We start from the raw sequence: 24,585 nt of genomic DNA, 5'->3' as shown, positions 1-24,585 counted from the left end.
TACAGTTTCATAACAAGCTATTACAGTCTCTTTGTTATTTTCTTTTATAATTTAATTATCAAATCAAAATTGTTTAATTTTAAGGAGTCTGTCATGGCATCAAGTATTGAGCTTGTTGAAAATATACAACCACTTGAAACTAAGAATGATAATCAAATACAACAAAAGTTACTGTTGATTGAGAATGATCAATATCTCAGTAAAGCCTTTTTAGTTAATGGGGAACAATCCGTTTATCACACTACAAAAATGCGTACAGGTGAAGTCCTCAGTCAAGAGCTGAAAAGCTACTTAGTAGATCATCGACCAAGCATGATAGTGCTAGATGTTGGGTTTTCTGATAGTGCACAGTTATTAATAATACGAGATCTTCGCGCTTTATTTGATGGTCTACTTGTGATTGTCTCAAGCAAAAACAGTGAAAAAGAGCAAGTTGAAGCCTTTAAGTTAGGTGTCGATGATTACTTACTTAAGCCGATTGATAGTCGAATACTGATGATGCGAATTGAGGCTTTATTTCGTCGTCAACGTCATAAAATAAACCAAGTTGAATTAGCGAGCTTAACGATGGGGGATGTTTGTCTACAGCCTAAATCACAAAAGTGCTTTATTAATGGCGAAGTAGTGAAGTTAACAACTTTTGAGTTTAATTTATTGAAGTCTTTAGTTGAACACCAAGGAAAGATCTTATCCCGAGATCAACTCTATAGCACCTTGCTTCGAAGAGTATACAATGGCGTAGAGCGTACTCTGGATGTCAGAATGTCACAACTACGTGAAAAACTGACTATAGCTGGTATGAAGAATAATCAGATAGAGACAGTTTGGGGTCAAGGATACATGTTTAACAATATAGCCTCTTAGTTTAACCTTTTACACAATAGTTCAATAACGTGCTCGTATTGGACTATTGTGCCACCCTTAGTCATTTCCTAAGATAAATAAATAATAGCTTTACCCTATTTTTGTTTTTTCTGTATACTCGCCCATACTCTTTTTTTAGCTACCAACGCTGGAGCTTTCTTTGCTAGCTGTAATACGCGTTTTTTTAATGACCTTGGCGTTGTTCATCATTTGCACTGTCTCTATTTTCTATTGTTTGTTGCGTCCTTTTCACCGTGATAATGTTTATCATACTTCAGTATTTCTTGGAAAAATCACTAAAATATTTGGTGTTGACGTCGAACTGAGAATTCCTGCATCACTTAAAGATATTGGACCTGTGGTTTGGATGGCAAATCATCAGAACAGCTATGATCTTTTTACTCATGCTAACGCAGTTCAGCCTGGTACCGTGAGCGTAGGCAAAAAAAGCTTAAAATGGATTCCTATTTTTGGACAAATGTATTGGTTAACGGGCAATATTTTAATTGATCGAAAAAACACCAGTAAGGCAATGAATACAATTGAATTAACGGCTGATAAAATAAAGAAAAATAAGCTTTCTGTCTGGATGTTTCCTGAAGGTACCCGTAGCCGAGGAAGGGGTCTATTACCATTGAAAACAGGGGCTTTTCGCACAGCTCTTCAGGCAGGAGTGCCAATTGTACCCATATGTGCCAGTAATCAGGTAGGTACAATTGACTTAAATCGCTGGGATAATGGAAAAATCATCATAGAATTCCTAGATCCTATTCACCTTGATGATGCAAGTCGCGAAAACTTACGCTCAAGAGTAAATGAAGTCCATAATTTAATGTCCAATAAAATAGAACAGTTATCAATTGAAGCCGCGGCTTATCATAATAAATAACATATACCCGTTCCATTTGAAGATGCAGGATTCAGCTGGAATTAGAAACGCCTTTAGGCAAGAGATTGATTGAAGAGAATAGTTATTCTATTATCGAAATCAATAACGTAGCATAAAGCGTCTATAAACCAGTCCTTTGGGGAAATCTGAGCAAACCATATTCGTCGTTACATTTGTTTTTAAGGGAATAACCATTAACAAAAAATGTGCCTTGATTATGATTCGCTCAGGTTTCCTGAAACGAGCATCTTCAAGTGGAACGGGTATAGATTGATTATAAAACATAAATAGGTAATGAAAATGATCGATGAAGAATTACAACAATGGTTTAGCCATACTGAAATGCTAATTGCTGAACTGCTTGAAGATGGTACTAATGACGAAGTTTATCACACCATTGAGCATCACTTTGCGAGTAGTGATTTTGATTTATTAGAAAAGGCAGCTATTGCTGCATTTAAGTTAGGACTCGAAATTGAAGAGCCAGAAGAAGCAGAATTAGAAAATGGCGATAAAGTTTTTGCCTTTGATATTGCGACAGAGCAAATGCTGGATGTAAATTTAATTAAAAAAGAAACCCAAGCGATGTTTGAGTTAGCAAAACAATGTGGTGTTGACTATGATGGTTGGGGTACATACTTTGAAGAATAACTTTAAGGTATAGTAAAATACTCTAAGGCTTGAACACCTGTACTAAATATCTTAAGATGTGCGACATAACTAGCCAGTTTTTATTCGCTGGCTTGCTGGTGCTTACTAAATTGGACCAGCTGATAGTTGAAATTATCAGGATTTTTTACACTAAGGAAAGTAAAGCATGGAATGGCTTAGTAGAGTACTATCACAAGAACCCACTGTTCTCGCTCTCTCAATAACTGTTGTTATTGCTATTTTTATCTTTGCGGCCAGAAAAGCGCACTTAAATCATTTAGCTAGAATGAAAAAGATAGATGATACCTTTAATATTAAATAAAACGTAATCGGTTTATTTTTACGTAGTAGAAATCAACCAATTTACCCTAGCTCCTATCAAAAAATTCATACCTATAAAAACTAGCAAAGTTTCACTACTGTATAATTCACTACTATATAAGAGGGAAAAGCTATGTTTGGCTTCACTTTATAGTATTGAAAGTACTAACACTTTGCTGTTGAGTCTCTGATGATAAGTTTTGGTACATATTGACTGATGGTTGTTTGATTCTTTTGCTTGCGAACTTGGCTAATAAGTAAGTTTGCAGCATCTTCAGCTATTTGGCTATTTGGCTGATCCGCGGTAGTGAGTTTTGGCCAAGTTTGACGAGAGAATGGACTGTTTTCAAACCCTACTATTGATAGTTGCTCAGGAATAGATATATTCATTAATCTTGCGGCAAATAATGCCCCCGCAGCAATTTCATCGTTACAAGAAAATATAGCGGTTGGACGAGTATTATTGCTTTCTGCAGACATCAACTGCTTTGCACCACTAACTCCTGAATCAAAAGAGTATTCACCCTCGATAACTAGTTCTTTATCAAAGTCGATGTTACTTTCTTTTAAGGCTCTTCTGTAACCTTTATAGCGTTCAACTGTCGACATATGTTTTGCGTCACCGGCAATAAAACCAATATCTTTATGGCCTAAGTCAATTAAATGTTGGGTAATAGTTTGTGCAGCGTCTCTATCATTTACCATAACACAAGGGCTTAGATCATCAGGAGCAACGTCACCAGACATGATACGTACAACTTTAACGTCAAGCGCTACTAATGATTTAACAAACTCGGGCATTTCAGAAAGAGGCGGGGTCAAAATTAAGCCTGCAATACGCGCATGCTTAACCATGTTAACAACCTCTTCGGTAATGTTTTTATTTTTCGCATCACAAGGGTGAATTAATAACTCAAAGCCTTGTTGTTTACAGGCAGATAATATTCCTTCCTGCATATCAATGATGTAATAAGCGTTAGGGTTATCGTAAATATAAGCAACAGAAAACGATTTTGCTCCGGCTAAATTTCGTGCCGCTAAATTTGGCTGATAATTTAATTCTTCGACAGCTTTTTGTACTTTTTCACGTGTTAATTGGCGTACTGAAATCTCATTGTTAATAACACGAGAAACAGTTTTTATTGATACACCAGCTTGTTTGGCTACGTCATTTATTGTCGCTTTCATCTGCAGATAACCTTGTTCTTATTTTTATAAACTGACTGGCTGTACCAGGGTGTTGTAATTATTGCATAGCCAGTCCGTAGTAATCTATAGGACTTTGCAGTATTATTTAGAGTAATAACAATTGACAGCGCTGTCATTTTTTAATAGGGTACCATGAAAATATTACAAGTCATAATGGTTAAACCGAGCAAATACTCAGGTTAACTGCAATGATAAAGTCGATAATTGTATCTGAACCACCTTATAGGAATTAGTATGTCGTCTCGTCAAACATTAGCTAGCTGGAAAAAGCTTCAGTTACTTGCCCAAGATAAAAAATCTCAGCATATGAATACTTTGTTTGCACAAGACAGTGAACGTTTTAATAAGTTCTCTATCGAATTGCCAAACATGTTACTCGATTACTCTAAAAATCTTATTGATACCGAAACGCTTGATGCATTATTAGCGCTAGCAGAAGAGACGCAAGTATGTGATTGGCGAGCCAAGATGTTTGCTGGTGAGAAAATAAATAAAACCGAGGACCGTGCGGTATTACACACAGCGTTACGTCGTCAAAGTGACGAAGCCTTTATTATCGAGGGTGAAAACGTAACTGAGCATGTCAAAAATCAACTAGCTGAGATGGAAGTATTTGTAAACAAAGTTCGTCAGGGACATTGGTTAGGCTACTCAGGTAAACGTATTACCGATATTGTTAATATCGGAGTGGGTGGCTCTAATCTTGGGCCTCAAATGGTCACTGAAGCATTGAAACATTACAGCGATGGCAGTGTGAATGTTCATTATGTATCTAACGTTGATGGTGCGCAAATTGCAGAAGTACTTCGTCCGTTAGAGCCAGAAAAAGTTCTGTTTATTGTTTCAAGTAAAACCTTTACTACCACTGAAACCATGACAAATGCTCGTACAGCAATTAATTGGCTAACAAGTGCCTCTTTCGATGAAAACTCAGTAGCAAAACATTTTGTTGCGGTCACGGCAAATAAAGAAAATGCCATGAGTTTTGGTATAGAAGAACAAAACATCTTTGATATGTGGGATTGGGTTGGTGGTCGCTTTTCATTATGGTCGGCTATTGGTCTAGCGATTGCTCTTGATCTAGGTTTTGATAAGTTTGAAGAGTTACTTGCCGGTGCTCATGATATGGATCAGCATTTTATTAATGCGCCATTAAAAGATAATTTTCCAGCCATTCTAGCTTTAATTAGTGTTTGGAATACCACTTTCCTTGGCTCTCAGTCACAAGCTATTTTACCTTACGATCAAACGTTGCATATGTTAACTGCATATTTGCAGCAAGCCGAAATGGAAAGTAATGGTAAATCGGTGAGTTGGGATGGCGATGAAATCGATTATGCTACTGTGCCTTCTATTTGGGGCGAGTTAGGCATCAATGGTCAGCATGCCTTTTACCAGTATCTACATCAAAGTAATAATGTTGTGCCTGCCGATTTTATTGGCTCGGTTAAAAGTGTTACCCCAGTAAAAGGGCATCATGAAACCTTGATGGCAAATTTCTTTGCACAAACACAAGCATTGATGGTCGGGGTGAATGAGGAGCAGGTCCGTGCCGATCTTAAAGCAAAAGGACGTAATGCTGAGTACATTGATAACGTTGCTCCACATAAAGTACACAAGGGCAATAGACCCACAAATACTATTTTACTAAAGTGTATCAACCCAAGGAACTTAGGCAGCTTAATTGCAGCTTATGAGCACAAGATATTTGTTCAAGGCATCATCTTACAAATATGCTCTTTCGATCAATGGGGTGTTGAATTGGGTAAAGGCCTGGCTGCAGAGATTCAAACCGAGCTACAAACAGATAATATTTCTGCTCAGCATGACTGTTCAACGTCAAGTTTATTGAAGTTTTATCAGTCAGCAAAGTAGCTGCCTTTTATGAATAATACCTAACCTGAGTCTCTCTTAATTTATATTAAGCCGACTTCAGCTCACTAAATTTTTTTGTTTTGATTACATGCAAATGAAAAATTTAGCTAGACAAAATACAGTGATTAAAGCTAATACCATATAAATATGGTGTTAGCTTTTTTTTACCCGTAGATCAAATAACTCAATAAAATAATTGCCATATTTTCCTTTACATCTTAGTGAATTATTATTCCATAAAATTAAATAAAAATTCATACTGTAATATTTTACGTGTTTTTATTATACAAAAAGTGATAGTTATTTCGATAGTTACGATTTAATGACAAAAATAACAAATAAAAAAATCCTTTATATTCATGGCCTTTGTTATTTTATGTAACTGTTATACAGTTTTTAGTTAATTTATTCTGGTCAAACGTAAAAATAAACGGTATGGTTTATTACGTCTTATGACAGCGTTGTCATTAAATATTGACAGCGCTGTCGTAAAACTGAATTAATTATTATAAGTAAATATAAAAACATTCTAAAAACAAAACGTGTGTAAGGGAAAGTCGATGTCAACTAAAACATTTAAAAAAGGCGTGTTAGCGAGCTCAATAGCAATGATCCTAGCTGGTGTAACATCACAAGCTATGGCAGCCGAAGAAGCCGCTTCTGAAATAAACAAAGACGAAGTTGAAGTAATTCAAGTAACGGGTATTCGTGGCTCATTAAAAGCATCTTTAAATGCTAAGCGGTTTTCAAACGCAGTAATGGATGCGGTATCTTCAGAAGATATTGGTAAGTTCCCTGACGGTGATGTTGGTGAATCATTAGCACGTATCCCTGGTGTTGCAGTTAACCGTCAATTTGGACAAGGTTCTCAAGTATCAATCCGTGGTGCGTCTGCACAATTAACACGTACTTTATTAAATGGCCATTCAGTTGCTTCAACTGGTTGGTATGATCAACAAGATATTGACCGTAGCTTTAACTACTCAATGTTACCTTCAGAATTAGTTGGCGGCATTGAAGTTTACAAATCTTCACAAGCAGATATCGTAGAAGGTGGTGTGGGTGGTACAGTAATTGTAAAAACTCGTAAGCCATTCGATCTTGAGGCCAATACATTATTCGCAAGTGTAAAAGGCGATTACGGTACAGTTTCAGAAGAAGTTGACCCAGAAGTTTCTGCGTTATATAGCTGGAAAAATGAAAATGAAAACTTCGGTATCTTAGTTGCTGCCTCAGTATCAGAGAAAGAATATCAACGTAACGGTATCGAGTCTTTAGTTGGTTGGGGTGATATTGTTCCTTCAACTTTCCAACAAGAGCGTAACCGTACTTCACTTAATCTTGCAGTACAATATGCTCCTACTGACGAATTAGAATTCGGTTTAACAGTAACGAGCTTAGAAGTTGAAGCTAACAATGCAAACACTTCTTTATTTACTATGTTCCCAGATGACAAAGATGCAGCTTGTGAGCAACAGAATGCTAGCGGTACTTGTACATTCTATCGTCGTACAGGCACTGGCGCTAACCCAGGTTGGGCACAGACTTGGGCTCGTGAAACAGGTATGAAATCTGACACAGTTGACTTTGATTGGCAATATGAAGCAGATAACTTTACTCTTTCAGGGCGTGTAGGTAACACTAAATCTGAAGGTGGTACAGACCTTACATCTAACTATGGTTTCTTTATTGGTACTCCAGCTGATTTTGCCGGTACTTATGATGCAACTGGTGATGTTATTGCTATAGATATTGCAAACAAATCATTTGGTGCTGAAGATTTTAACGCCGACTTATCTTCAGCTGGTTGGGCGCTTAAAAAGCAACCTAACTCAGATGAAGAAACATATGTAAACATTGATGTTGAAGTACCAGTAGAACTTGGCGCAATTAGCTCAATTAAAACTGGTTTCCGTTACGCAGATCATTCTGTTCAACAGCAAACATTCGCTTTAGCTACAGCAAACGGTATAGCACAAAATGCTTCGGCATTTTACTCTGGTACTATGTCTTCAGGTGCAGGATTTACATTACCAAATCCTAACTTAGACGCGATGCTTGCTGATGCTCATGCTACAGTTAAAGCAAATAACGTATCGAATGAAGACTTATCAGGCTATGGTACTGTTGATGAAGAAAATTTAGCTATTTATGCAATGGCTGATTTTGATGGTGAAGGTTTTCGTGGTAATTTTGGCTTTCGTTACGTAACTACTGATGCATCTTCTGATTACTATGCATTAGATGTAACAGGTACATATGCAGATACGTTATCAACTGATGAATTTGATTATAGTGAAGTATTACCTAGTGTTAACATTGCATTCGATTTAGCTGAAGATGTTATTTTACGTATGTCAGCAGCACAAGTTATGTCTCGTCCTAACTACACAGATATGTTCGCTAGTTCTGGTACTCCTGGTTTAAATGATGGTACTGCCGGCAACGAACGTATCCAACGTGGTAACGTATCATTAAAAGCATTTAAAGCTTTTCAGTCTGACTTAGGTGCAGAATGGTACTTCAGTGACGATGGTATGTTCAGCGCTACTTACTTCCTAAAAGAAGTAAACACTTTCGTAACAACTACTCAAAAGCTTAACCAACAAGTTGGTATCGAAGATAACGACTTAATTGCTGCTGGTGGAAGTGCTTGTGGTGTAGGTGTATACGATTGTTGGACTGTTATAGACAAAGAAAATGCAACTGGCGGAATCATAAAAGGTGTTGAACTACAACTTCAAGACGCATTTGATAATGGTTTAGGTTATTCAGTAAACTACACTTACGCTGACGCTAGCGCACCAGGAAGTAACTACCCAGATGGAAAGGGTGTATTCTCTGACTCATCTAAGCATACTGTTAACACAGTAGGTTACTACGAGAATGACGATTTCTCGGCACGTTTAGCTTATAACTGGCGTTCAGAGTACATGATTCGTGAATCTGGTTTTTATGGTCAACGCGAACATCAATCATACGGCACACTAGATTTTAGCTCTACTTGGTCTGCGACAGATTACTTAGATGTTACATTTGAAGCAGCAAACATTCTTGAAGAAGATAGTGTTCAAATTGGCGTCGCAGGAGCTAATGCAGAAGTTAAGCCTGAACTTAAGCATGGCTATCCAGCATGGAGCTTCGAAGGCGAAGCTCGTTACAAAGTGGGTGTAGCTGTTCGTTTCTAAGCGATAGTTAACCAACTGTATAATTATAAAAACCCAGCTCATGCTGGGTTTTTTTATAAGTCACTTGCTGTATTGTTAGTAGAATGAAAATTAGCTTAAAGTGTTTAATTATTAGGAATTATGTCTATGAAAAAAATTGTTGTTGTTGGTGGAGGTACGGCTGGCTGGTTAGCTGCTAATCACTTAGGCAAAAAATTTAAAGACAATGCTGAGATAACAGTTACTTTAATTGAATCCCCTGACATTCCACCCATTGGTGTTGGCGAAGGCACAGTACCAAAAATCAGACAAACCTTATCAAGTTTTGGTATTTCTGAAACGCAATTTATTAGGGAATGCGATGTAACCTTCAAACAATCGATAAAGTTTGTTAATTGGATGGATAAGCAAAAGCATGGTAGCGATAACTTTTTTCACCACCTATTTGATGCACCTGATAAATTTTCTGAGGATTTAACCCCTTATTGGCTCAAGCATGGGCAAGGTATCCAGTATGCCGATATGCTTTCCCCTCAGCATAGTGCGTGTGAATATAATAAAGCGCCAAAATCGATCACGACACCAGAGTATGAAGGTACGCTTGGCTATGCTTATCATTTGAATGCGGCGAAATTTGCTAATTTATTGTGCAAAAATGCGGTAGATAAGTTTGCTGTTGAACACTTAAAAGCGAATGTCGTTGATGTTGAACTAAATAATGATGGCGCAATAGCGGCATTGATAACTAAAGAGCTTGGTAAGCTTGAATACGACTTTTACCTTGATTGTACTGGTTTTGAGTCATTACTTTTAGGCAAAGCACTTAATGTCCCTTTTATCGAAAAGTCTAAAGAGCTACTGGTCAATTCTGCGTTAGTGGTACAAGTACCAACGAAAGAAGAAGATGAAATACCGCCTTATACTGTTGCCACAGCACATCAAGCTGGCTGGATTTGGGATATAGCGTTGACTAATCGTCGAGGTGTCGGTTTTGTATATTCTAATAATCACATGTCTGATGATGAAGCTAAAACTAAGTTGGATCACTATTTAAAAGGCAACCCATCAGAGCTTACTTATCGCAAGCTACCAATGAAAGTTGGACACAGAGAAAAGTTCTGGCATAAAAACTGTGTATCACTAGGCCTAGCTCAAGGGTTCTTAGAGCCGCTAGAAGCAACCTCAATTTTGTTGACTGATTTTGCCGCAAGCTTTTTAGCCGATCGTTTCCCTGAATCAGACGAGCAAATGATTATGTTAGAGCAGCGTTTTAATCATGTGATGGGCTATGCGTGGGATAGAGTGGTTGATTTTATAAAATTACATTACTGCATTTCAGATCGTACAGACTCGAAATTTTGGCTAGATAATAAGAAAGAAGAAACTATTCCACCTATGCTTAGAAAGCGTCTACAGTTATGGCAGCAGTTCAATCCACAAAAAGAAGACTTTTTTAGTAAGTTTGAAATATTTGATTATGATAACTACTTATACCTACTGTACGGAATGTGCTATCAAACTAAGTTGCCACCTTTATCGAGCCATTATCATGATAAGGCAAAAGCGAAGGCTGAAGGTATAAAAGTCATAGCTGCTCAACTTAGCCTTCAACTACCTAATCATAGAGTGTTAATTAATAAAATTAAGCAGTATGGCCTACAGAACATTTAGTCGCTGGTAGTAGGGAAGTGGATACCAATAAAAGTAAAATTATATAGCTAAATAATGGGTGTGTTGCCACGATGTGACTTTAATAACGTGGCAATATTAGCGGTGTGCTTCTAGTTTATGCCATCGTTCATCGTACACTTTTGCAAGTTGCTCATTATGGTTATAAAACTGCTGACTTACCTGATGACAATATTTGATGATTTCAGCTACAGGGGCTACTTTTGTATTTGAACTGGGCTTATTTAATGAGGTTGGAAAGTGACCCTTACCAGCAAACAAACAATACCAACTAGGTGCGAAGTAAGTTAACTCTGCATTATGTCGATGCAATTCTGCTTCGAAATCCTCCCCTGGTGTATGCCAAGCAGAAAGTAGTGCTGTTAAGCGTGCCGAATTATTCTTATTCTCTCTATTGTCACACCAGTATTGGCTATCAGTGCGTGAGTTTAGGCGATAGTGAGCAACAATATAGTCTTTTATACTTTCAAATACTTCATTTAACTGATTATTAAAAATACCTTGCTGCGCTATAACTTCTCGTTTAGCTCCCTGCATATCTTCGTAGCTACTAATGAAAGACTCAACAGTGTGCTGAATTAACATTAATGCGGTTGCCTCTAATGGCTCTATAAAGCCTTGTGATAGACCTACAGCAAGTACATTTTTATGCCAATGTTGACTTACGCGACCCAAACGCATTTTTATTACTCTAGCATCCTGATCTTTAGAGCTTGGACCAATATGCTCTCTAAGCTCTTTTTCTGCTTCGTCATCAGTAATGTATTTAGAGGAGTAAACATAACCATTACCATAGCGGTTGCTAAGGGGGATCTGCCAAGCCCAACCAGAGGAGAGAGCGGTTGAGGTTGTATTCGATGGAATGTCTTTTGAACAATCTATAGGTGTTTGTATGGCAACGGCTCTATCATTAAATAAACAGTCACTGTAGTCTATAAAGTCAACTTTAAGCGCTTGCCCTATAAGTCGTGCCGCAAAGCCAGTGCAGTCAATAAACAAATCAGCGCTGTGTGCACCATTATCCTTAGTTATGATACTAGATATTTGACCGCTGTCACTTAAGTTAACATCATCAACAGTATCAATTAAGTGACTTAAGCCCATACTTAGCAGGCGCTTTTTTAAAAAGTTGCCAACCAAAGCAGAATCAAAATGGTAACCATAATCCATTTCATCTCTTAATTGCTGGAAAGCTATTGGCGCTTTGAAATTTTTTGCTAAATAAGATTGAAGCCAGTAATCATCAGGATGAGCTGGCACATCTATTCCTTCGCGCCTTAAACGAGCGTTGTGCATAAAGGCATTGCCTGTTTTCCAATCAGCTTGGGAATAAAATGGGTGTATATAAGCTGGGTAGTCGGCATAAGCTGGGTTATCAATACTCGTCCAGCCAGGAAAACTAATGCCGCATTTATAGGTAGCATTGCATTCAGGCATCCACTCTTGCTCACTTATACCTAAATGTTTGAAAAATAGACGTAACGAAGGTGTTGAACCTTCTCCAACGCCTATTTTACTTATAACATCTGACTCTATCAGTAATATCTCAGTCCCCTTCTTAGCCCAAGCTTTATGAATAAGGCTCGCAGCCATCCACCCAGCGCTACCGCCACCAAGTATTATTACTTTTTTAGGTTGTGAGCTAATTACTGACATTTTACGATCTCTCTATTTTGCTTCGAATTCGTTCTGTTTGATCGTCAAGCGAGTAATTTGGTGTAATGAGGCTAAGTGTGCGTATATTAATGGCAATAAACCTTTAGTACGAAGTTCTTCAAATTCTTTAGCAGATAATGAATTTAATGCTTTTTCATCAATGAGATAGATACCGCTTAGTAGGAATGGTTCTTGCTCGTTTTCTAATTTAACATTCAATTGTTTTGATATGAGTAACTTTTTCTGGGCAAAAAGGTTGACGATGTCTTGGGTTTGCTCTGTACTTTCAGCAACCTTTAATAGTGCTTGTGACTTTTGTTTTAAAAATTCAGTCTGTTGACCCTGCTCATCGAACAGTGCTTCGCCGTTATCAGTACTAATAAATTGACTTTCTTCATCTATGCAAACGATAATTTCATCGCTATCTGTACTGCTTTTGACTAACGAAAAGGGAGCATTATTAAAACTGTTTGGTGCCACTGGACAAGACCACTTAGTTTCTTGGCAATAAAGGTTAACACCTGCGCGAAGCCCCATTAACGCGACACTGATAAATTGCCCTGTTTCTGCATTTTTAACAAAGACAATAGGAAACTCAGTTGATAAAGGGATGAAGTCTTGAACCGTCACAGGGATTACATTTTGATCTTTAAAACGAGAAACGTCATTAGATTTTTGTACTTTTAGGTTTGCATGTTGCTTATTATTTAAAGGGATCATGAAAAGGTATACTCCAGTGTTGTCTTTATTCAATTATTTATAAGGTTAACTTTATCAATGTTCTTTGGTGAATATAATAGAAAATATTAACCGTTAGATGAATCTTTACGTGTTAGTGATACTAGCAAATGACGAAATAGATAAACGGCCTTGATTTTTGTCACCACAATAACTGCTTGGTGAAGTTAAATTTGCGCTATGTAGAACGTTTGCAGGGTAAATCACTAAGCGGTTGAACTTTGCTTCAATAGTGAGTATTTGTTCAAAAATACTTGTGCTACCCGTAATATAACTACAATGATCTTTAGGATTGTTTGTAACTTCAGTAATCATTTCAGGTAATACCTGTTTGTGTTCATGATTAAACTCAATTAAGTTTCTCGGTTTGTAACAATAAAAGCTAGTTCCGCCAAGCTCTTGTGAAGATAAGTAATGAACAAAAGCATAATCTCCGTTATTGCAAGAGTCGACGTGTGGCATTTTTTGGCTCACCTTGAGTAGTGATGGCTCGCAAGTCACTAACGATAATAAACTACTATGAAAATTTGATTGATAGCATGACTCTGGCCTAGTTTCTGGCAAAATAAACGTTTCAAAAAAACGCTTTAATAATCGGGTATAAGGCATTGGCATTTTATCCCGCATACCAGGAAATAACGTGTTATCAGCAAACATTGGGTTAAAATAAGCAATGTTATGAGCAAAATGAGTAACAACGTCTGTATTAAATAGAAATTCATCTATGACCAACACCTGTAAAGAAGTCCCCGGAATTGAAACTTTTTGCAGGGTATAGTCAGGATTTACTTTTATGTTTTTCATGTTACTCATTGTTGATGAAAGTAATACTAGTAATATCAATTTATGTTGAATAAATCGACAGTTCAAAAAATCAATATACTTAGATTTGACAGCGCTGTCAAAATTATGGATAGTTATGCCATCAATAACATCTAAAGCAACACAGTTTTATCATTTGAAACTGTAAAAGGTCCTTTACTATGCAAATTAGCAAGATGAATAAAATAAAGTGGGCGTTTACAATTGCCGCTAGTTTATCTTTACTCGGTTGTGAAAAATATCCTGAGCCAGCAGTTGATACGGGGGAGAAAATCAACCTACAGGCAATTTACTCCGTTACCCAGAGTGATATAGATAACATAGCCCAGAATTTAGAGGTTAATTATCGAGTGGTTACCAATATTCCTACGGATAAATGTGACAGTAAAATTGCTGATGGTGCATGCTTTGAAGTGGAGTTAAGTTTTACTGCGAAGAAAGCAATTGCAGCTAAAGATTGGACTATTCATTTTAGCCAAATCTCACCTATCCAGTCTTTTGAAAGTGAAGATTTCACCGTAAAACACCTAAACGGTGACTTACATGTTATTGCTTTACAGGACAAATTTTCTGGATTTTCTGCAGCAGAAACTAAAAAAATAACGTTTCGTGCTATGTTTTGGTCACTGAGTGAGACTGACGCTTTACCTAACTATATTGTCAGTGCACCTGGTTTAGATGCTCGTGTTATTGAAAGTACAGTACCCTATATTGATAAAGATACGGGACTAGAAATATTACCCTATGTTGAACCTTTTACGGATGAAAAAACGCAATTTAAGCGCACAGCCTCAGATAAGACTCAATGGTTAACTAGTGAAAAACTTTATCAACGTAATTCTGTACTGGTAGAAGATAAGTTAGCAGTTATTCAAGCAATTATTCCAACACCTAAATCAGTCACTCTCGATGCCAATGATGGCTTTGCAGATATAAGTAAAGGCATTGCAATCTCTCTTGGCAATGTAAAACACCATGATGTGGATGCAGCGATATCGCGTTTAGACACCTTGGGTGTTAAACAGAACTCTGTCGGTTTGCCACTGCATTTAAGTATTGTGAGTAATAACGATAAAGTTATTGGCAGTTATAGTTTAACGGTAACTGAGAAAGAAATTACCATAGTGGGTGTCGATGGTAATGGTGTCTTCAATGGCTTGCAATCACTAGCAAGCTTAGTGACGGTTGGTGAATCGCGTCTACCTATTATAGTGGTTGATGATGAACCACACTTTACCTTTCGTGGCATGTTAGTTGATGTTGCTAGAAATTTTCATTCTAAAGAGTTTATTCTAAAACTACTTGACCAAATGGCGGCTTACAAATTAAACAAACTACATTTGCACCTTGGTGATGATGAAGGTTGGCGCTTGGAGATCCCAAGCTTGCCTGAATTAACTAACATTGGCGCAAAACGTTGTTTTGATGTGGCAGAAGAAAACTGTTTGATCTCGCAGTTAGGCGCAGGTGTTGATGAAAACTCATCAGTAAGCGGCTATTACAGCGTAAGTGACTATCATGAAATTTTACAAGCGGCCACTGCACGTCATATTCAAGTGCTCCCATCGCTTGATATGCCAGGTCACTCTCGTGCCTCGATTAAAGCGATGACGGCCCGTTACAAAAAATTCATGGCCTTAGAAGATGAAGCAAAAGCTAAACAGTTCTTACTCGAAGATTTTGAAGATAACACTCAGTATTCCTCAGTACAATTTTATAGTGATAACACAATTAATGCCTGCTTAGAGTCTTCTTATGACTTTGTTATTGAAGTGATGACTCAGGTGAAGAAAATCCATGCCGATGCTGGCCAACCACTAACTCGCTATCATATAGGCGCAGATGAAACAGCGGGTGCTTGGTTAGAATCACCAGCTTGTAAAGCGTTTGTCGCTAATAATGATCAGGGTGTTACAGAAATGGCTGAGCTTGGCGCTTATTTCATTGAACGTGTGGCCGGAATATTATCTGATCTGGATATTGAAACTGCGGGTTGGAGCGATGGTATGGAGCACACTCGTGTAGATAATATGCCCGCTATAGTTCAAGCCAATGCTTGGGATACGCTAGCTTGGGGAGGCCACGAAAAGGTTCACCGATTGGCAAACAGAGATTGGCAAGTCGTTATTTCTAGCCCAGATGTTTTATATTTCGATTTTCCACATGAAGCAGATCCAAAAGAACACGGTTATTACTGGGCATCACGTCATACTAATACAGAAAAAGTCTTTCAATTTATGCCTGATAATTTACCCGTTCATGCTGAATTTTGGTTAGACAGAGAAGATAACGCCTATGTTGCCGATGATACAAAAGCAGCCCTAGCACCGGGGAAAAAATTTCTAGGTATTCAGGGACAGTTATGGAGTGAAAATGTTCGTACTGATGATATGGTTGAACATAAAGTTTTTCCACGTTTATTAGCTCTTGCAGAACGTGCATGGCATCTTGCTGATTGGGCTGTACCTTATAATTACCAAGGTGCAAAATATTCTCAACAGAGTAATAGCTTCTCCGACAAGTCAAAAGCCATGCGTGATAGCCAATGGGCGTTATTTGCAAATACTTTAGGACAAAAGGAGTTTACTAAACTTGAGTTAGCACAAATTGATTACCGTTTACCTACCGTAGGTGCGATTATCCAAGCGGGTAAGTTACACGCCAATATTGCTTTTCCAGGTCTTGCCATAGAATATCGAGTGAATGGTGGAAACTGGCTTACTTATCAAAATTCTACTGCTGTTTCAGGTGAAGTAAGTCTTAGGAGTCGAAGTACTAATGGCTTAAGAACAAGCCGTATTACGAAAATAAAGTAAAAGGATAAAAATTAACTAATACCAAACGGATTAATTTATTGGTCAGCTTAGAGTTGCGTTAGCGAGCTTAAAACAAGCAAAATGAGTTAAACATAGTAGTCTATATTTTATTCATTTTGTGATGTTATCAGTTTGCTAATGAGCTCCCGAAGGGCGAGTACCTAATAAAAGGTAAAGGCTTACAAGCGGCGTTATTGATTTTGACAATAGAATAACTATTCTCTTCAATCAATGCCTTGCCTCTAAGCCTTTTAATTCTCGCTAAGTGAGCAATAAACTAGTCCGATTGGTATAACAGATATATCGATTTTTATCAGTTAGTTAATTTACATTAGGTAACATTTTTTAAAAAAGTTGTAACTTTATTTAAAAAAACAAATGACAACGCTGTCATTTCTAGCTAAGATGAAAAAAACGAATAGTTCGAGCAGTTAATATGGGGCCGGTATGCTGACAAGTAGTAACAAAAGCAATAAATTATTTTTAGGTATTGATGGTGGTGGTAGTAAGTGCAAAGCCATTATCATGAATGAAGATAATGAAATACTTGGTACAGGCATTTCAGGTCCAGGCAATCCGTTACATGGTTTTGAACAAGCGACTAACTCAATTACTGAGTCGGCAAAGTTAGCATTAGAAGATGCTGGTCTAGTAAATATCGAACTAAATGAACTAGTAGCTGGTGTGGGACTAGCGGGCGTTAATATTCCGGCGTTGTTTAATAAAATGGCTTCTTGGCAGCATCCCTTTAAACAAATGCATTTAGCCACTGATTTATTAATTGCTTGTCTAGCTGCACATGATGGCAAAGATGGCGCAGTTATTATTAGTGGTACTGGTTCATGTGGTTTTTCTTGCGTTGATGAACAGCATACGATTGTTGGCGCTCATGGATTTCCTCACGGTGATAAAGGTAGTGGTGCTTGGTTTGGCCTGCAAGGCGTTAAGCAGGTTTTATTATCTCTTGATGGTTTAGTTCAGCCTACGTCGATGTCAAAGGTATTGTTGCAGAAACTTAACTGTAAAGACGATACCGATCTGGTAGAAGCGGTTGCCAGTCAAAAAGCAACATTCTATGCACAGCAAGCGAATTTAGTGTTTGATGCGGCAGAAGCTGGCGATAATGTTGCTCTAGCTATTGTTACTGAAGGCGCTGAGTATATTAATAATATTGCCCGCACTTTAGCGGTAAAAAATCCACCACGTATCTCTATGCTTGGTGGTCTAACACCAAGGTTGAAATTTTGGTTAGCAGATGAAATTAAAAGTATGTTAGAAGTGCCTTTAAATGCACCTGAAGTGGGCTCTGTATTTTTCGCTAGGCAGCAACAGGCTAAATAGCAATCTGAGTAATGATTGTATTATACAAATGGATTAATAAAGTAGTCAGATTGGTATAATATCGCTAGCCATTGAACTTGATAATTTAGGACAACTCATGACACAAAAACGCTTTCATGCTCAACGATTCTTTGATGGGCAAGCTTTTCTCGATGATCAAGTATTGACCATAGTCGATGGTAAAATTACTGCTATTGACCAAGATATTACTAATATTGATGTTAGTGTTACAGGTTTAGTTGTTCCAGGTTATATCGACTTGCAAGTTAACGGTGGTGGCGGTGCATTATTCAATGATTCACCGTCAGTTGATAACTTAAAAACAATCATGACTGCTCATGCTAGGTTTGGTACCACAGCGATGATGCCGACCTTAATTACCGATAAAATTGAAGTAATGCAGCAAGCTGCAAAGGCCATTGCTCAAGCAATATCAGAAGGTGTTCCCGGTATCCTTGGCATCCATTTTGAGGGACCGCACTTATCTATTGAAAAAAAAGGCACTCATTGTGCTGATTATATTCGACCGATTTCTGATGATGAATGGCAAGTTCTCTCTCGCCAAGACATTGGCCAAATTATGGTAACGGTTGCACCTGAAACCGTGAGTGCTGAAGACGTAACCCGAATGGTTGAGTTAGGAATTAAAGTTTGCTTAGGTCACACTAATGCTGATTTTAAAACGACTCAACAGGCTATTGATGCTGGGGCAAGTGGTTTTACTCATTTATTTAATGCTATGTCACCATTACAAGGCCGCGAGCCTGGTGTTGTTGGTGCGGCGCTTTTAAATAACCATACTAGCTGCGGTTTAATTGTTGATGGTTTCCATGTGGATTACGCCAGTTGTAGATTAGCAATTCAAGCTAAACCTCAAGGTAAAATATTCTTAGTAACGGATGCAATGCCGCCCGTAGGCACAGATCAAACCCAATTCGCTTTATACGATCGTACTGTGTATGTCGATAACGGCAAGCTGACTTCAACTACAGGTGAACTCGCTGGCTCTTCTTTAGATATGGCCAGAGCCGTGAAAAATACGCATCACAAGTTGGGCATTGAGTTAGGCGAAGCAATTCGGATGGCCAGTTTGTACCCAGCACAATATTTATATCAAAACCAAACGGTTATGCGTGGTGAACTCATACCAGGAAAACAAGCTGATATGGTGGTATTGAATGATGATTTGTCTGTACAAGAAACCTGGATTGCAGGTGCAAAAGTTTAGTTTACTAGCCGCAATTATTTCGATTAAAACTAGACCATCAAAACTAGCGACTACTAAACCAATTTAAATAATAATTATAATGCAAGTTAACGAGGAAGTTATGGAAATGTCTTTAACAGAAGAGAAAAAGCAAAGTAATGCTGTACCGATGGTTATCGTTGCCGGGCTATTTTTTATCCTAGGTTTTGCTACCTGGTTAAACGGCTCCTTAATGCCTTACTTGCAACAAATACTACAATTAACACCATTTCAAGCATCGCTAATATTATTTTCTTTTTATATTGCGGTTACCTTTACTGCCTTACCTTCTGCGGCCATTATTCGTAAAGTAGGTTATAAAAATGGTATGGCATTAGGTATGGGGACCATGATGATTGCTGGTTTACTTTTTATTCCTGCAGCTAAAACACAAATTTTTCCATTATTTCTATTAGCCCAGTTGGTTATGGGAACAGGACAAACGTTACTACAAACCGCTGTTAATCCATACGTAGTGCGTATTGGCCCTGAAGAATCGGCGGCAGCACGAATCTCAATTATGGGTATCTTAAATAAAGGCGCTGGTGTCGTTGCACCCATCGTTTTTACCGCATTAATCTTAAGTGGCTTTAGCGATACTGTTGGTACAGAGTTAAGTCAGGTTCAAATTGATGCAATGGCTGATAAATTAATTTTACCTTATTTAGGTATGGCTTTATTTATTGGTATTTTAGGCTTTGCAGTGAAAAAGTCTCCTTTACCTGAGCTAGCAAGTGAAGAAGAAGAGGGTGAAAATAAAGGTCACTTAAAAGAAGCGCTTTCTCACCCTAACTTAGCACTAGGTGTTGTGGCATTATTTTTATATGTTGCCGTAGAAGTTATTGCCGGGGATACCATTGGCGCATTCGCCCTTGCGCTAGGCGTTGAAAATTACAGTGTTATGACCTCCTATACTATGGGTTGTATGGTACTAGGTTATATTCTAGGTATCGTACTTATCCCGCGTTTTATTTCACAACAAAAAGCCTTGATGGTCTCTGCTGTTTTAGGTTTGGCACTGACTTTTGGTGTCATCTTTGGCGATAATAACTCTTTTGCGATAGCTGACTCGCTGTCGTTTATTCTTGGTGGTGCTCAGTTACCTGATACCTTGATATTAATTGCTTTCTTAGGGCTTGCTAACGCTATTGTTTGGCCAGCAGTTTTCCCATTAGCCCTTTCTGGTATGGGTAAACTAACCAGTGTTGGCTCTGCGCTGTTAGTCATGGGGATTTCTGGTGGCGCCTTTGGTCCATTATTCTGGAGTTTAGTAAGTGGCACCAGTGGAAAAGCAGTAGACCTTCAAGGTGGTTATATTGTTATGCTACCTTGTTATTTATTTATTTTATTTTACGCAATTAAAGGCTGTAAGATGAAGTCTTGGAAATAAAGTGATTTAAACTTCGATTTAAACGCTGCTAAGAAAACCTCAATACATTTTTATTCTATATAAACGGTGTTGAGGTTTTTTTGTATCTAAAATTCAATGAGTTAAGTGTTGGTAAGGGAAGTAGGAATATATAGAGGGTTAATGTTTAAAACATGGTGTTCTAGTTGACCCAGTATTGACCTACTGGTTTAACCATATTAGTATGATCTCACTGATTAAGGTCTGACCACTTTTGTAGTATCGGCAATGAAAGTGATTATCAACTTAAGCAGAGAGGAGTAATACATTAAAAAGGATTTTATTATGTGTGAAGCTAAAAGGAAAGTTACGGTTATCTATTGTTGTGATAATGAATTAGCACTGTATCGAAAAACGCAAAGTTTTAATATAAACGCCTATGGCGATATGATCATACCTCAGGAATTTAAACGAGGAAAAACCATAGTAGCTGTCTGTGAAGGTGATATAGATGTCATCAATAGTGTTGGTGATAAGCTGGTTAATGAGTACTGGCATCAGTAAATACTGAACTTACACAGTATTAATACACAGGTTTTATTAAACGGACTCTGTATAAATAAAAAAGGTGACATAATGTCACCTTTTTTGTGTCAAATGATAGATTAATAACTGTTAGTTTTTTTACTTTCTAATTGTTTGTCACTGTAAGTTGCTTTGTCATGCTTTTGACCTGCAGCCTCAGCTAATTCTGCTGGCATATAATTTTCATCATGCTTAGCAAGTACTTCACTGGCTTCAATACTTAAGCCCGTTGGTGGGTGCTCGGTCAATGTACCATTGGCTACAATGCCTTGGCCTTCGCGAAATAAATCAGGCAATATTCCTTCGTAATACACAGTAACCATAGGGTCGCTATCTTTGAAAACGATAGGCATGGCCATATCACTAAGTCTAAATGATACTTTAAGATTCTCAGGATCGCGCTTTACTGAGCCCGGCACCACTAAACCACCGATACGAATACGTTGGCCAAGACTCGGTTTTAATCCGGTTTCTTTTTTACCTTGCGTGATCTCTGATGGGGTGAAAAATAAATCAATATTTTGACTTAGGGCATACAAAACAAGTCCGGACACGACGCCTATACCAATAAGGATAGAGCCAACAATAGCAAGACGTTTTTTACGGCGTAGGTTCATTATTCAGTTACCTCGTTTAATTCTTTATTTTGTTGCTTACGTAGTGCTTTAGCTTGACGAAGTTTGTCTTCTCGCTGCTTACGCTTAGCTATTTGTGTGATGATTTTCTGATGATCCGCTTTAGAGCTGATCAATAAAAGTGTAAGTATCAAAGCGGCAGCACCAAAAGAAAGCCAGACATAAAAGCCATAACCGCCCATATTGATGAAATCGCTAAAACTATTAAATTGCATTGAGTGCTCTCCAACTACCTTGCTAATTTTGTGTATTATTTATAGTGTTTGTTCTGTCATTAATTACTTGAGTTGTTTTCCACTAACTCACGCACCCAGGGACGAATGCTATTGCGCGCTAGAATTTCATTACGAAAACGTAGACAAATGATCACACCGACTAGTAATGAAAAGCCGATAAAACAAAAGATGAATGGCCATAACATATCAAGTGACATTGACGGCTTACCTAATTTGCTTACCGTAGACCCCTGATGCAGGGTATTCCACCAGTCAACTGAGTATTTAATAATTGGGATATTTATCACGCCAACAAGGGTTAAAATTCCAGCAGCTTTACCGGCTAAGTTTTTATCTTCAAATGCGTTATGTAAGGCAATTACTCCTAAGTACAAAAACAGTAAAATGAGCTCTGATGTTAAACGGGCATCCCAAATCCACCAAGTACCCCACATTGGTTTACCCCAAGCAGCACCAGTAATTAGTGCTATGGCAGTGAAGCTTGCGCCAACAGGAGCCATAGCGGCTGCAGATGCATCGGCAAGTTTTAATTGCCATACTAAGCTGCTAAAGGCGGCGACGGCCATAGCAAAATAAATGCCCATAGATAATGACGCTGCGGGTACATGAATGTAGAAGATACGAAAGCTATGTCCTTGCTGATAATCAGCAGGGGCGAACAATAATGCCCATACTAAGCCAATACCGAGAAAGATTGCCGCAAGGGCGCTTAGCCAAGGTAATAACTTATTAGTAAAGTGATAAGACACTTCTGGGTTTGCATAAGGGTGTAACCATTTCCACATCAGTTGGTACTCACTTTTAGGGCGGCCCCAACAGCAAAGGGGGCGAGCGTTAAAGATCCAAAGAATAATGCGGCGATTATAGCAAGTTGACCGCTGTAAGGTAAGCCAAGCGCGGCAGTATCTATCGCGCTGGTAGCAAAAATTAATACCGGAATGTAAAGGGGTAAAACAAGTAAGCTGAGCAATACACCACCCTTTTTAATCCCTACGGTCAGTGCAACACCCACTGCACCAAGTAGACTAAGTACAGGCGTACCTAGCAATAAGGTAAGTAATAATGCGGTGTAACTGTGTTCATCTAAATGCAGGAGCACAGCTAACAGTGGCGCTATTAAAAGAAGTGGTAAGCCAGTAATAAGCCAATGAGCGAATATTTTAGCCAGCACTAATACAAATATCGGGTGAGGGCTAAGTAACATTTGTTCAAGTGAACCATCAAGGTGATCCGATTTAAATAATCGGTCTAATGATAAAAGGGTCGCTAATAATGCTGCTACCCAAATAATACCTGGGGCAATACGGCTTAACGTTTGTGCTTCAGGACCAATACCTAAAGGGAAAAGCGTGACCACAATAACAAAAAATAGTAAGGGATTAATGATGTCATCTTTATGGCGCATCGCAATGGTAAGATCACGTTTTAATACCAACATAAAGGCATGGCGATAAGAGAGCTGTTGTGATGACTGCGCATTACTTTCTAAAGCGGTATTCACTATCACAGTATTCTCTATCAAAGCATTATCTATGAGAGTCTCATCGATAATGCCTACTAAGTTTTCAGTCTTTTGACTAGACTGGGCTTTTAAGGTCATTAGGTTATTTCTCTAAACGCTCTAAAAGGAATGCATATTAATCAACAGCACTATCATAGCTGTAATCTAGAGTGATTTTTTTGATTTGTTCAGGCTTTATGCTAATTAAATCTTGGTGTGTGGTTAAAATAACACAACCACCACGCTCAGCATGCAAAGAAAACAGTCGCTCTAAACTAGCAACGCCTTGTTTATCTATGGCAGTAAAGGGCTCATCTAAAATCCAAATAGGCACATTACTTTGATATAAACGTGCTAATGCTATACGTCTATGCTGGCCAGCACTTAAATGTGATGCCAAACACTCTTCAAAGCCTGAAAGGTTTACCTTTGCTAAATAAGATAAGCTCTCTTGGGTTTTGTTACCATGTAATGCCAAATTAAAATCAAGATTTTCTTCTGCGGTCATTTCACCTTTTACACCAGATAAATGGCCAAAATAAAGTAAATTTTGATGAAATTCTTCTCGACAGTGACTTATGAGTTGCTCTCTGTATAATATTTGACCATCATAGGGTTGAGAGAGACCCGATAAAATACGTAATAAACTGGTTTTTCCAGAGCCATTAGGGCCCTCAACTTGCACTATGTCACCGGCATTTATTTTCAGTGACAACTCATCAAATAATAAGCGTTCTTCTCGAATACAGGTGAGGTTTACTGCACTGATCAAGGGAGTTGAGTTTTTTTTGGACAATGTATTCACTATTCTTTATCAACGTTTTGTTAAAGTCTATAACACCAAGCTAGGAGGCTGAATTCTAGCGTATGTTTGTCGAGTAATTCTTGATATGGATCGTATAATCACTTTGGGTGATATAATACCATAGCCAACATTAACATAGCCCAAGAAACTTGTAACATTATGAAACAACTTGAGTCGTTAATTTACATTAA

Annotated in this window: 21 protein-coding genes; 12 read left to right on the top strand and 9 right to left on the bottom strand. The window is 38.0% G+C overall.

Annotation, left to right across the window (positions count from 1 at the left end; translation table 11 throughout):
• The first annotated feature begins 93 nt into the window (after nt 1-93).
• From CXF79_RS01290 to CXF79_RS23460, 4 genes are all read left to right on the top strand, one after another.
• A complete protein-coding gene (locus CXF79_RS01290) occupies nt 94-864 on the top strand; it encodes a response regulator transcription factor (protein ID WP_011041858.1) in 771 nt (256 codons plus the stop codon).
• Between the two features lie 160 nt (nt 865-1,024).
• On the top strand, nt 1,025-1,753 hold the full coding sequence (locus CXF79_RS01285) for a 1-acylglycerol-3-phosphate O-acyltransferase (protein ID WP_011041859.1): 729 nt from the start codon (nt 1,025-1,027) through the stop codon (nt 1,751-1,753).
• A 300-nt stretch (nt 1,754-2,053) separates the two neighbouring features.
• Nucleotides 2,054-2,404 (top strand): ribonuclease E inhibitor RraB, encoded by a 351-nt coding sequence (rraB, locus tag CXF79_RS01275; RefSeq protein WP_011041860.1) that lies wholly within the window; start codon nt 2,054-2,056, stop codon nt 2,402-2,404.
• 166 nt (nt 2,405-2,570) lie between these two features.
• Nucleotides 2,571-2,726 carry a hypothetical protein gene (locus CXF79_RS23460; RefSeq protein ID WP_011041861.1) on the top strand — a complete coding sequence of 52 codons (156 nt, stop codon included), beginning with the start codon at nt 2,571-2,573 and terminating at the stop codon, nt 2,724-2,726.
• Between the two features lie 164 nt (nt 2,727-2,890).
• Here CXF79_RS23460 and CXF79_RS01270 read toward each other — a convergent pair whose 3' ends face one another.
• Nucleotides 2,891-3,913 (bottom strand): LacI family DNA-binding transcriptional regulator, encoded by a 1,023-nt coding sequence (locus tag CXF79_RS01270; RefSeq protein ID WP_011041862.1) that lies wholly within the window; start codon nt 3,911-3,913, stop codon nt 2,891-2,893.
• Nucleotides 3,914-4,168: 255 nt separating this feature from the next.
• Here CXF79_RS01270 and pgi point away from each other — a divergent pair, with 255 nt between their 5' ends.
• The 3 genes from pgi to CXF79_RS01255 all read left to right on the top strand — a co-directional run bounded on the left by pgi (nt 4,169) and on the right by CXF79_RS01255 (nt 10,647).
• The gene (pgi, locus tag CXF79_RS01265; protein WP_011041863.1) at nt 4,169-5,809 is read left to right on the top strand and encodes a glucose-6-phosphate isomerase; all 1,641 of its coding nucleotides are present in this window, start codon (nt 4,169-4,171) and stop codon (nt 5,807-5,809) included.
• Between the two features lie 560 nt (nt 5,810-6,369).
• On the top strand, nt 6,370-8,997 hold the full coding sequence (locus CXF79_RS01260; RefSeq protein WP_101153595.1) for a TonB-dependent receptor: 2,628 nt from the start codon (nt 6,370-6,372) through the stop codon (nt 8,995-8,997).
• Between the two features lie 120 nt (nt 8,998-9,117).
• Nucleotides 9,118-10,647, top strand: coding sequence for a tryptophan halogenase family protein (locus CXF79_RS01255; protein ID WP_101153594.1), 1,530 nt, complete (start codon nt 9,118-9,120; stop codon nt 10,645-10,647).
• Between the two features lie 96 nt (nt 10,648-10,743).
• On the opposite strand, the gene CXF79_RS01250 is transcribed toward CXF79_RS01255, so the two are convergent.
• The 3 genes from CXF79_RS01250 to CXF79_RS01240 all read right to left on the bottom strand — a co-directional run bounded on the left by CXF79_RS01250 (nt 10,744) and on the right by CXF79_RS01240 (nt 13,863).
• Complete coding sequence (locus CXF79_RS01250) at nt 10,744-12,321, bottom strand: tryptophan halogenase family protein (protein ID WP_101153593.1); 1,578 nt, start codon at nt 12,319-12,321, stop codon at nt 10,744-10,746.
• 12 nt (nt 12,322-12,333) lie between these two features.
• The gene (locus CXF79_RS01245) at nt 12,334-13,041 is read right to left on the bottom strand and encodes a SapC family protein (protein WP_101153592.1); all 708 of its coding nucleotides are present in this window, start codon (nt 13,039-13,041) and stop codon (nt 12,334-12,336) included.
• 105 nt (nt 13,042-13,146) lie between these two features.
• On the bottom strand, nt 13,147-13,863 hold the full coding sequence (locus tag CXF79_RS01240) for a DUF6445 family protein (protein ID WP_101153591.1): 717 nt from the start codon (nt 13,861-13,863) through the stop codon (nt 13,147-13,149).
• A 179-nt stretch (nt 13,864-14,042) separates the two neighbouring features.
• Between CXF79_RS01240 and CXF79_RS01235 the strand changes: the two genes are divergently transcribed.
• From CXF79_RS01235 to CXF79_RS01215, 5 genes are all read left to right on the top strand, one after another.
• Nucleotides 14,043-16,697: a family 20 glycosylhydrolase gene (locus tag CXF79_RS01235; RefSeq protein WP_232769042.1), complete on the top strand. Its 2,655-nt coding sequence runs from the start codon at nt 14,043-14,045 to the stop codon at nt 16,695-16,697.
• 447 nt (nt 16,698-17,144) lie between these two features.
• Nucleotides 17,145-18,038: an N-acetylglucosamine kinase gene (gene nagK / locus CXF79_RS01230; RefSeq protein ID WP_011041869.1), complete on the top strand. Its 894-nt coding sequence runs from the start codon at nt 17,145-17,147 to the stop codon at nt 18,036-18,038.
• A 97-nt stretch (nt 18,039-18,135) separates the two neighbouring features.
• A complete protein-coding gene (gene nagA / locus CXF79_RS01225; RefSeq protein ID WP_101153590.1) occupies nt 18,136-19,266 on the top strand; it encodes an N-acetylglucosamine-6-phosphate deacetylase in 1,131 nt (376 codons plus the stop codon).
• Nucleotides 19,267-19,366: 100 nt separating this feature from the next.
• Nucleotides 19,367-20,674: an N-acetylglucosamine MFS transporter NagP gene (gene nagP, locus CXF79_RS01220; RefSeq protein ID WP_442871888.1), complete on the top strand. Its 1,308-nt coding sequence runs from the start codon at nt 19,367-19,369 to the stop codon at nt 20,672-20,674.
• Nucleotides 20,675-20,977: 303 nt separating this feature from the next.
• Nucleotides 20,978-21,196 (top strand): TIGR02922 family protein, encoded by a 219-nt coding sequence (locus CXF79_RS01215; RefSeq protein WP_101153589.1) that lies wholly within the window; start codon nt 20,978-20,980, stop codon nt 21,194-21,196.
• A 101-nt stretch (nt 21,197-21,297) separates the two neighbouring features.
• On the opposite strand, the gene ccmE is transcribed toward CXF79_RS01215, so the two are convergent.
• The 5 genes from ccmE to ccmA all read right to left on the bottom strand — a co-directional run bounded on the left by ccmE (nt 21,298) and on the right by ccmA (nt 24,385).
• Complete coding sequence (gene ccmE, locus CXF79_RS01210; protein ID WP_101153588.1) at nt 21,298-21,834, bottom strand: cytochrome c maturation protein CcmE; 537 nt, start codon at nt 21,832-21,834, stop codon at nt 21,298-21,300.
• The gene (gene ccmD, locus CXF79_RS01205; RefSeq protein WP_101153587.1) at nt 21,834-22,067 is read right to left on the bottom strand and encodes a heme exporter protein CcmD; all 234 of its coding nucleotides are present in this window, start codon (nt 22,065-22,067) and stop codon (nt 21,834-21,836) included. The genes ccmE and ccmD overlap by 1 nt, the downstream gene beginning before the upstream one ends.
• Before the next feature lie 59 nt (nt 22,068-22,126).
• Nucleotides 22,127-22,873, bottom strand: a complete 747-nt coding sequence (locus tag CXF79_RS01200) for a heme ABC transporter permease (RefSeq protein WP_101153586.1) — start codon at nt 22,871-22,873, stop codon at nt 22,127-22,129.
• Nucleotides 22,873-23,526, bottom strand: a complete 654-nt coding sequence (ccmB, locus tag CXF79_RS01195; protein WP_041737340.1) for a heme exporter protein CcmB — start codon at nt 23,524-23,526, stop codon at nt 22,873-22,875. The genes CXF79_RS01200 and ccmB overlap by 1 nt, the downstream gene beginning before the upstream one ends.
• A 199-nt stretch (nt 23,527-23,725) precedes the next feature.
• Nucleotides 23,726-24,385, bottom strand: coding sequence for a cytochrome c biogenesis heme-transporting ATPase CcmA (gene ccmA / locus CXF79_RS01190; RefSeq protein WP_101153584.1), 660 nt, complete (start codon nt 24,383-24,385; stop codon nt 23,726-23,728).
• Between the last annotated feature and the right edge of the window lie 200 nt (nt 24,386-24,585).

The organism is Colwellia sp. Bg11-28 (assembly GCF_002836245.1).
GTDB lineage: Bacteria > Pseudomonadota > Gammaproteobacteria > Enterobacterales > Alteromonadaceae > Colwellia > Colwellia psychrerythraea_A.
Note: the sequence above shows the minus strand (reverse complement) of the source record. Positions and strands in the feature narration are given on the sequence as shown.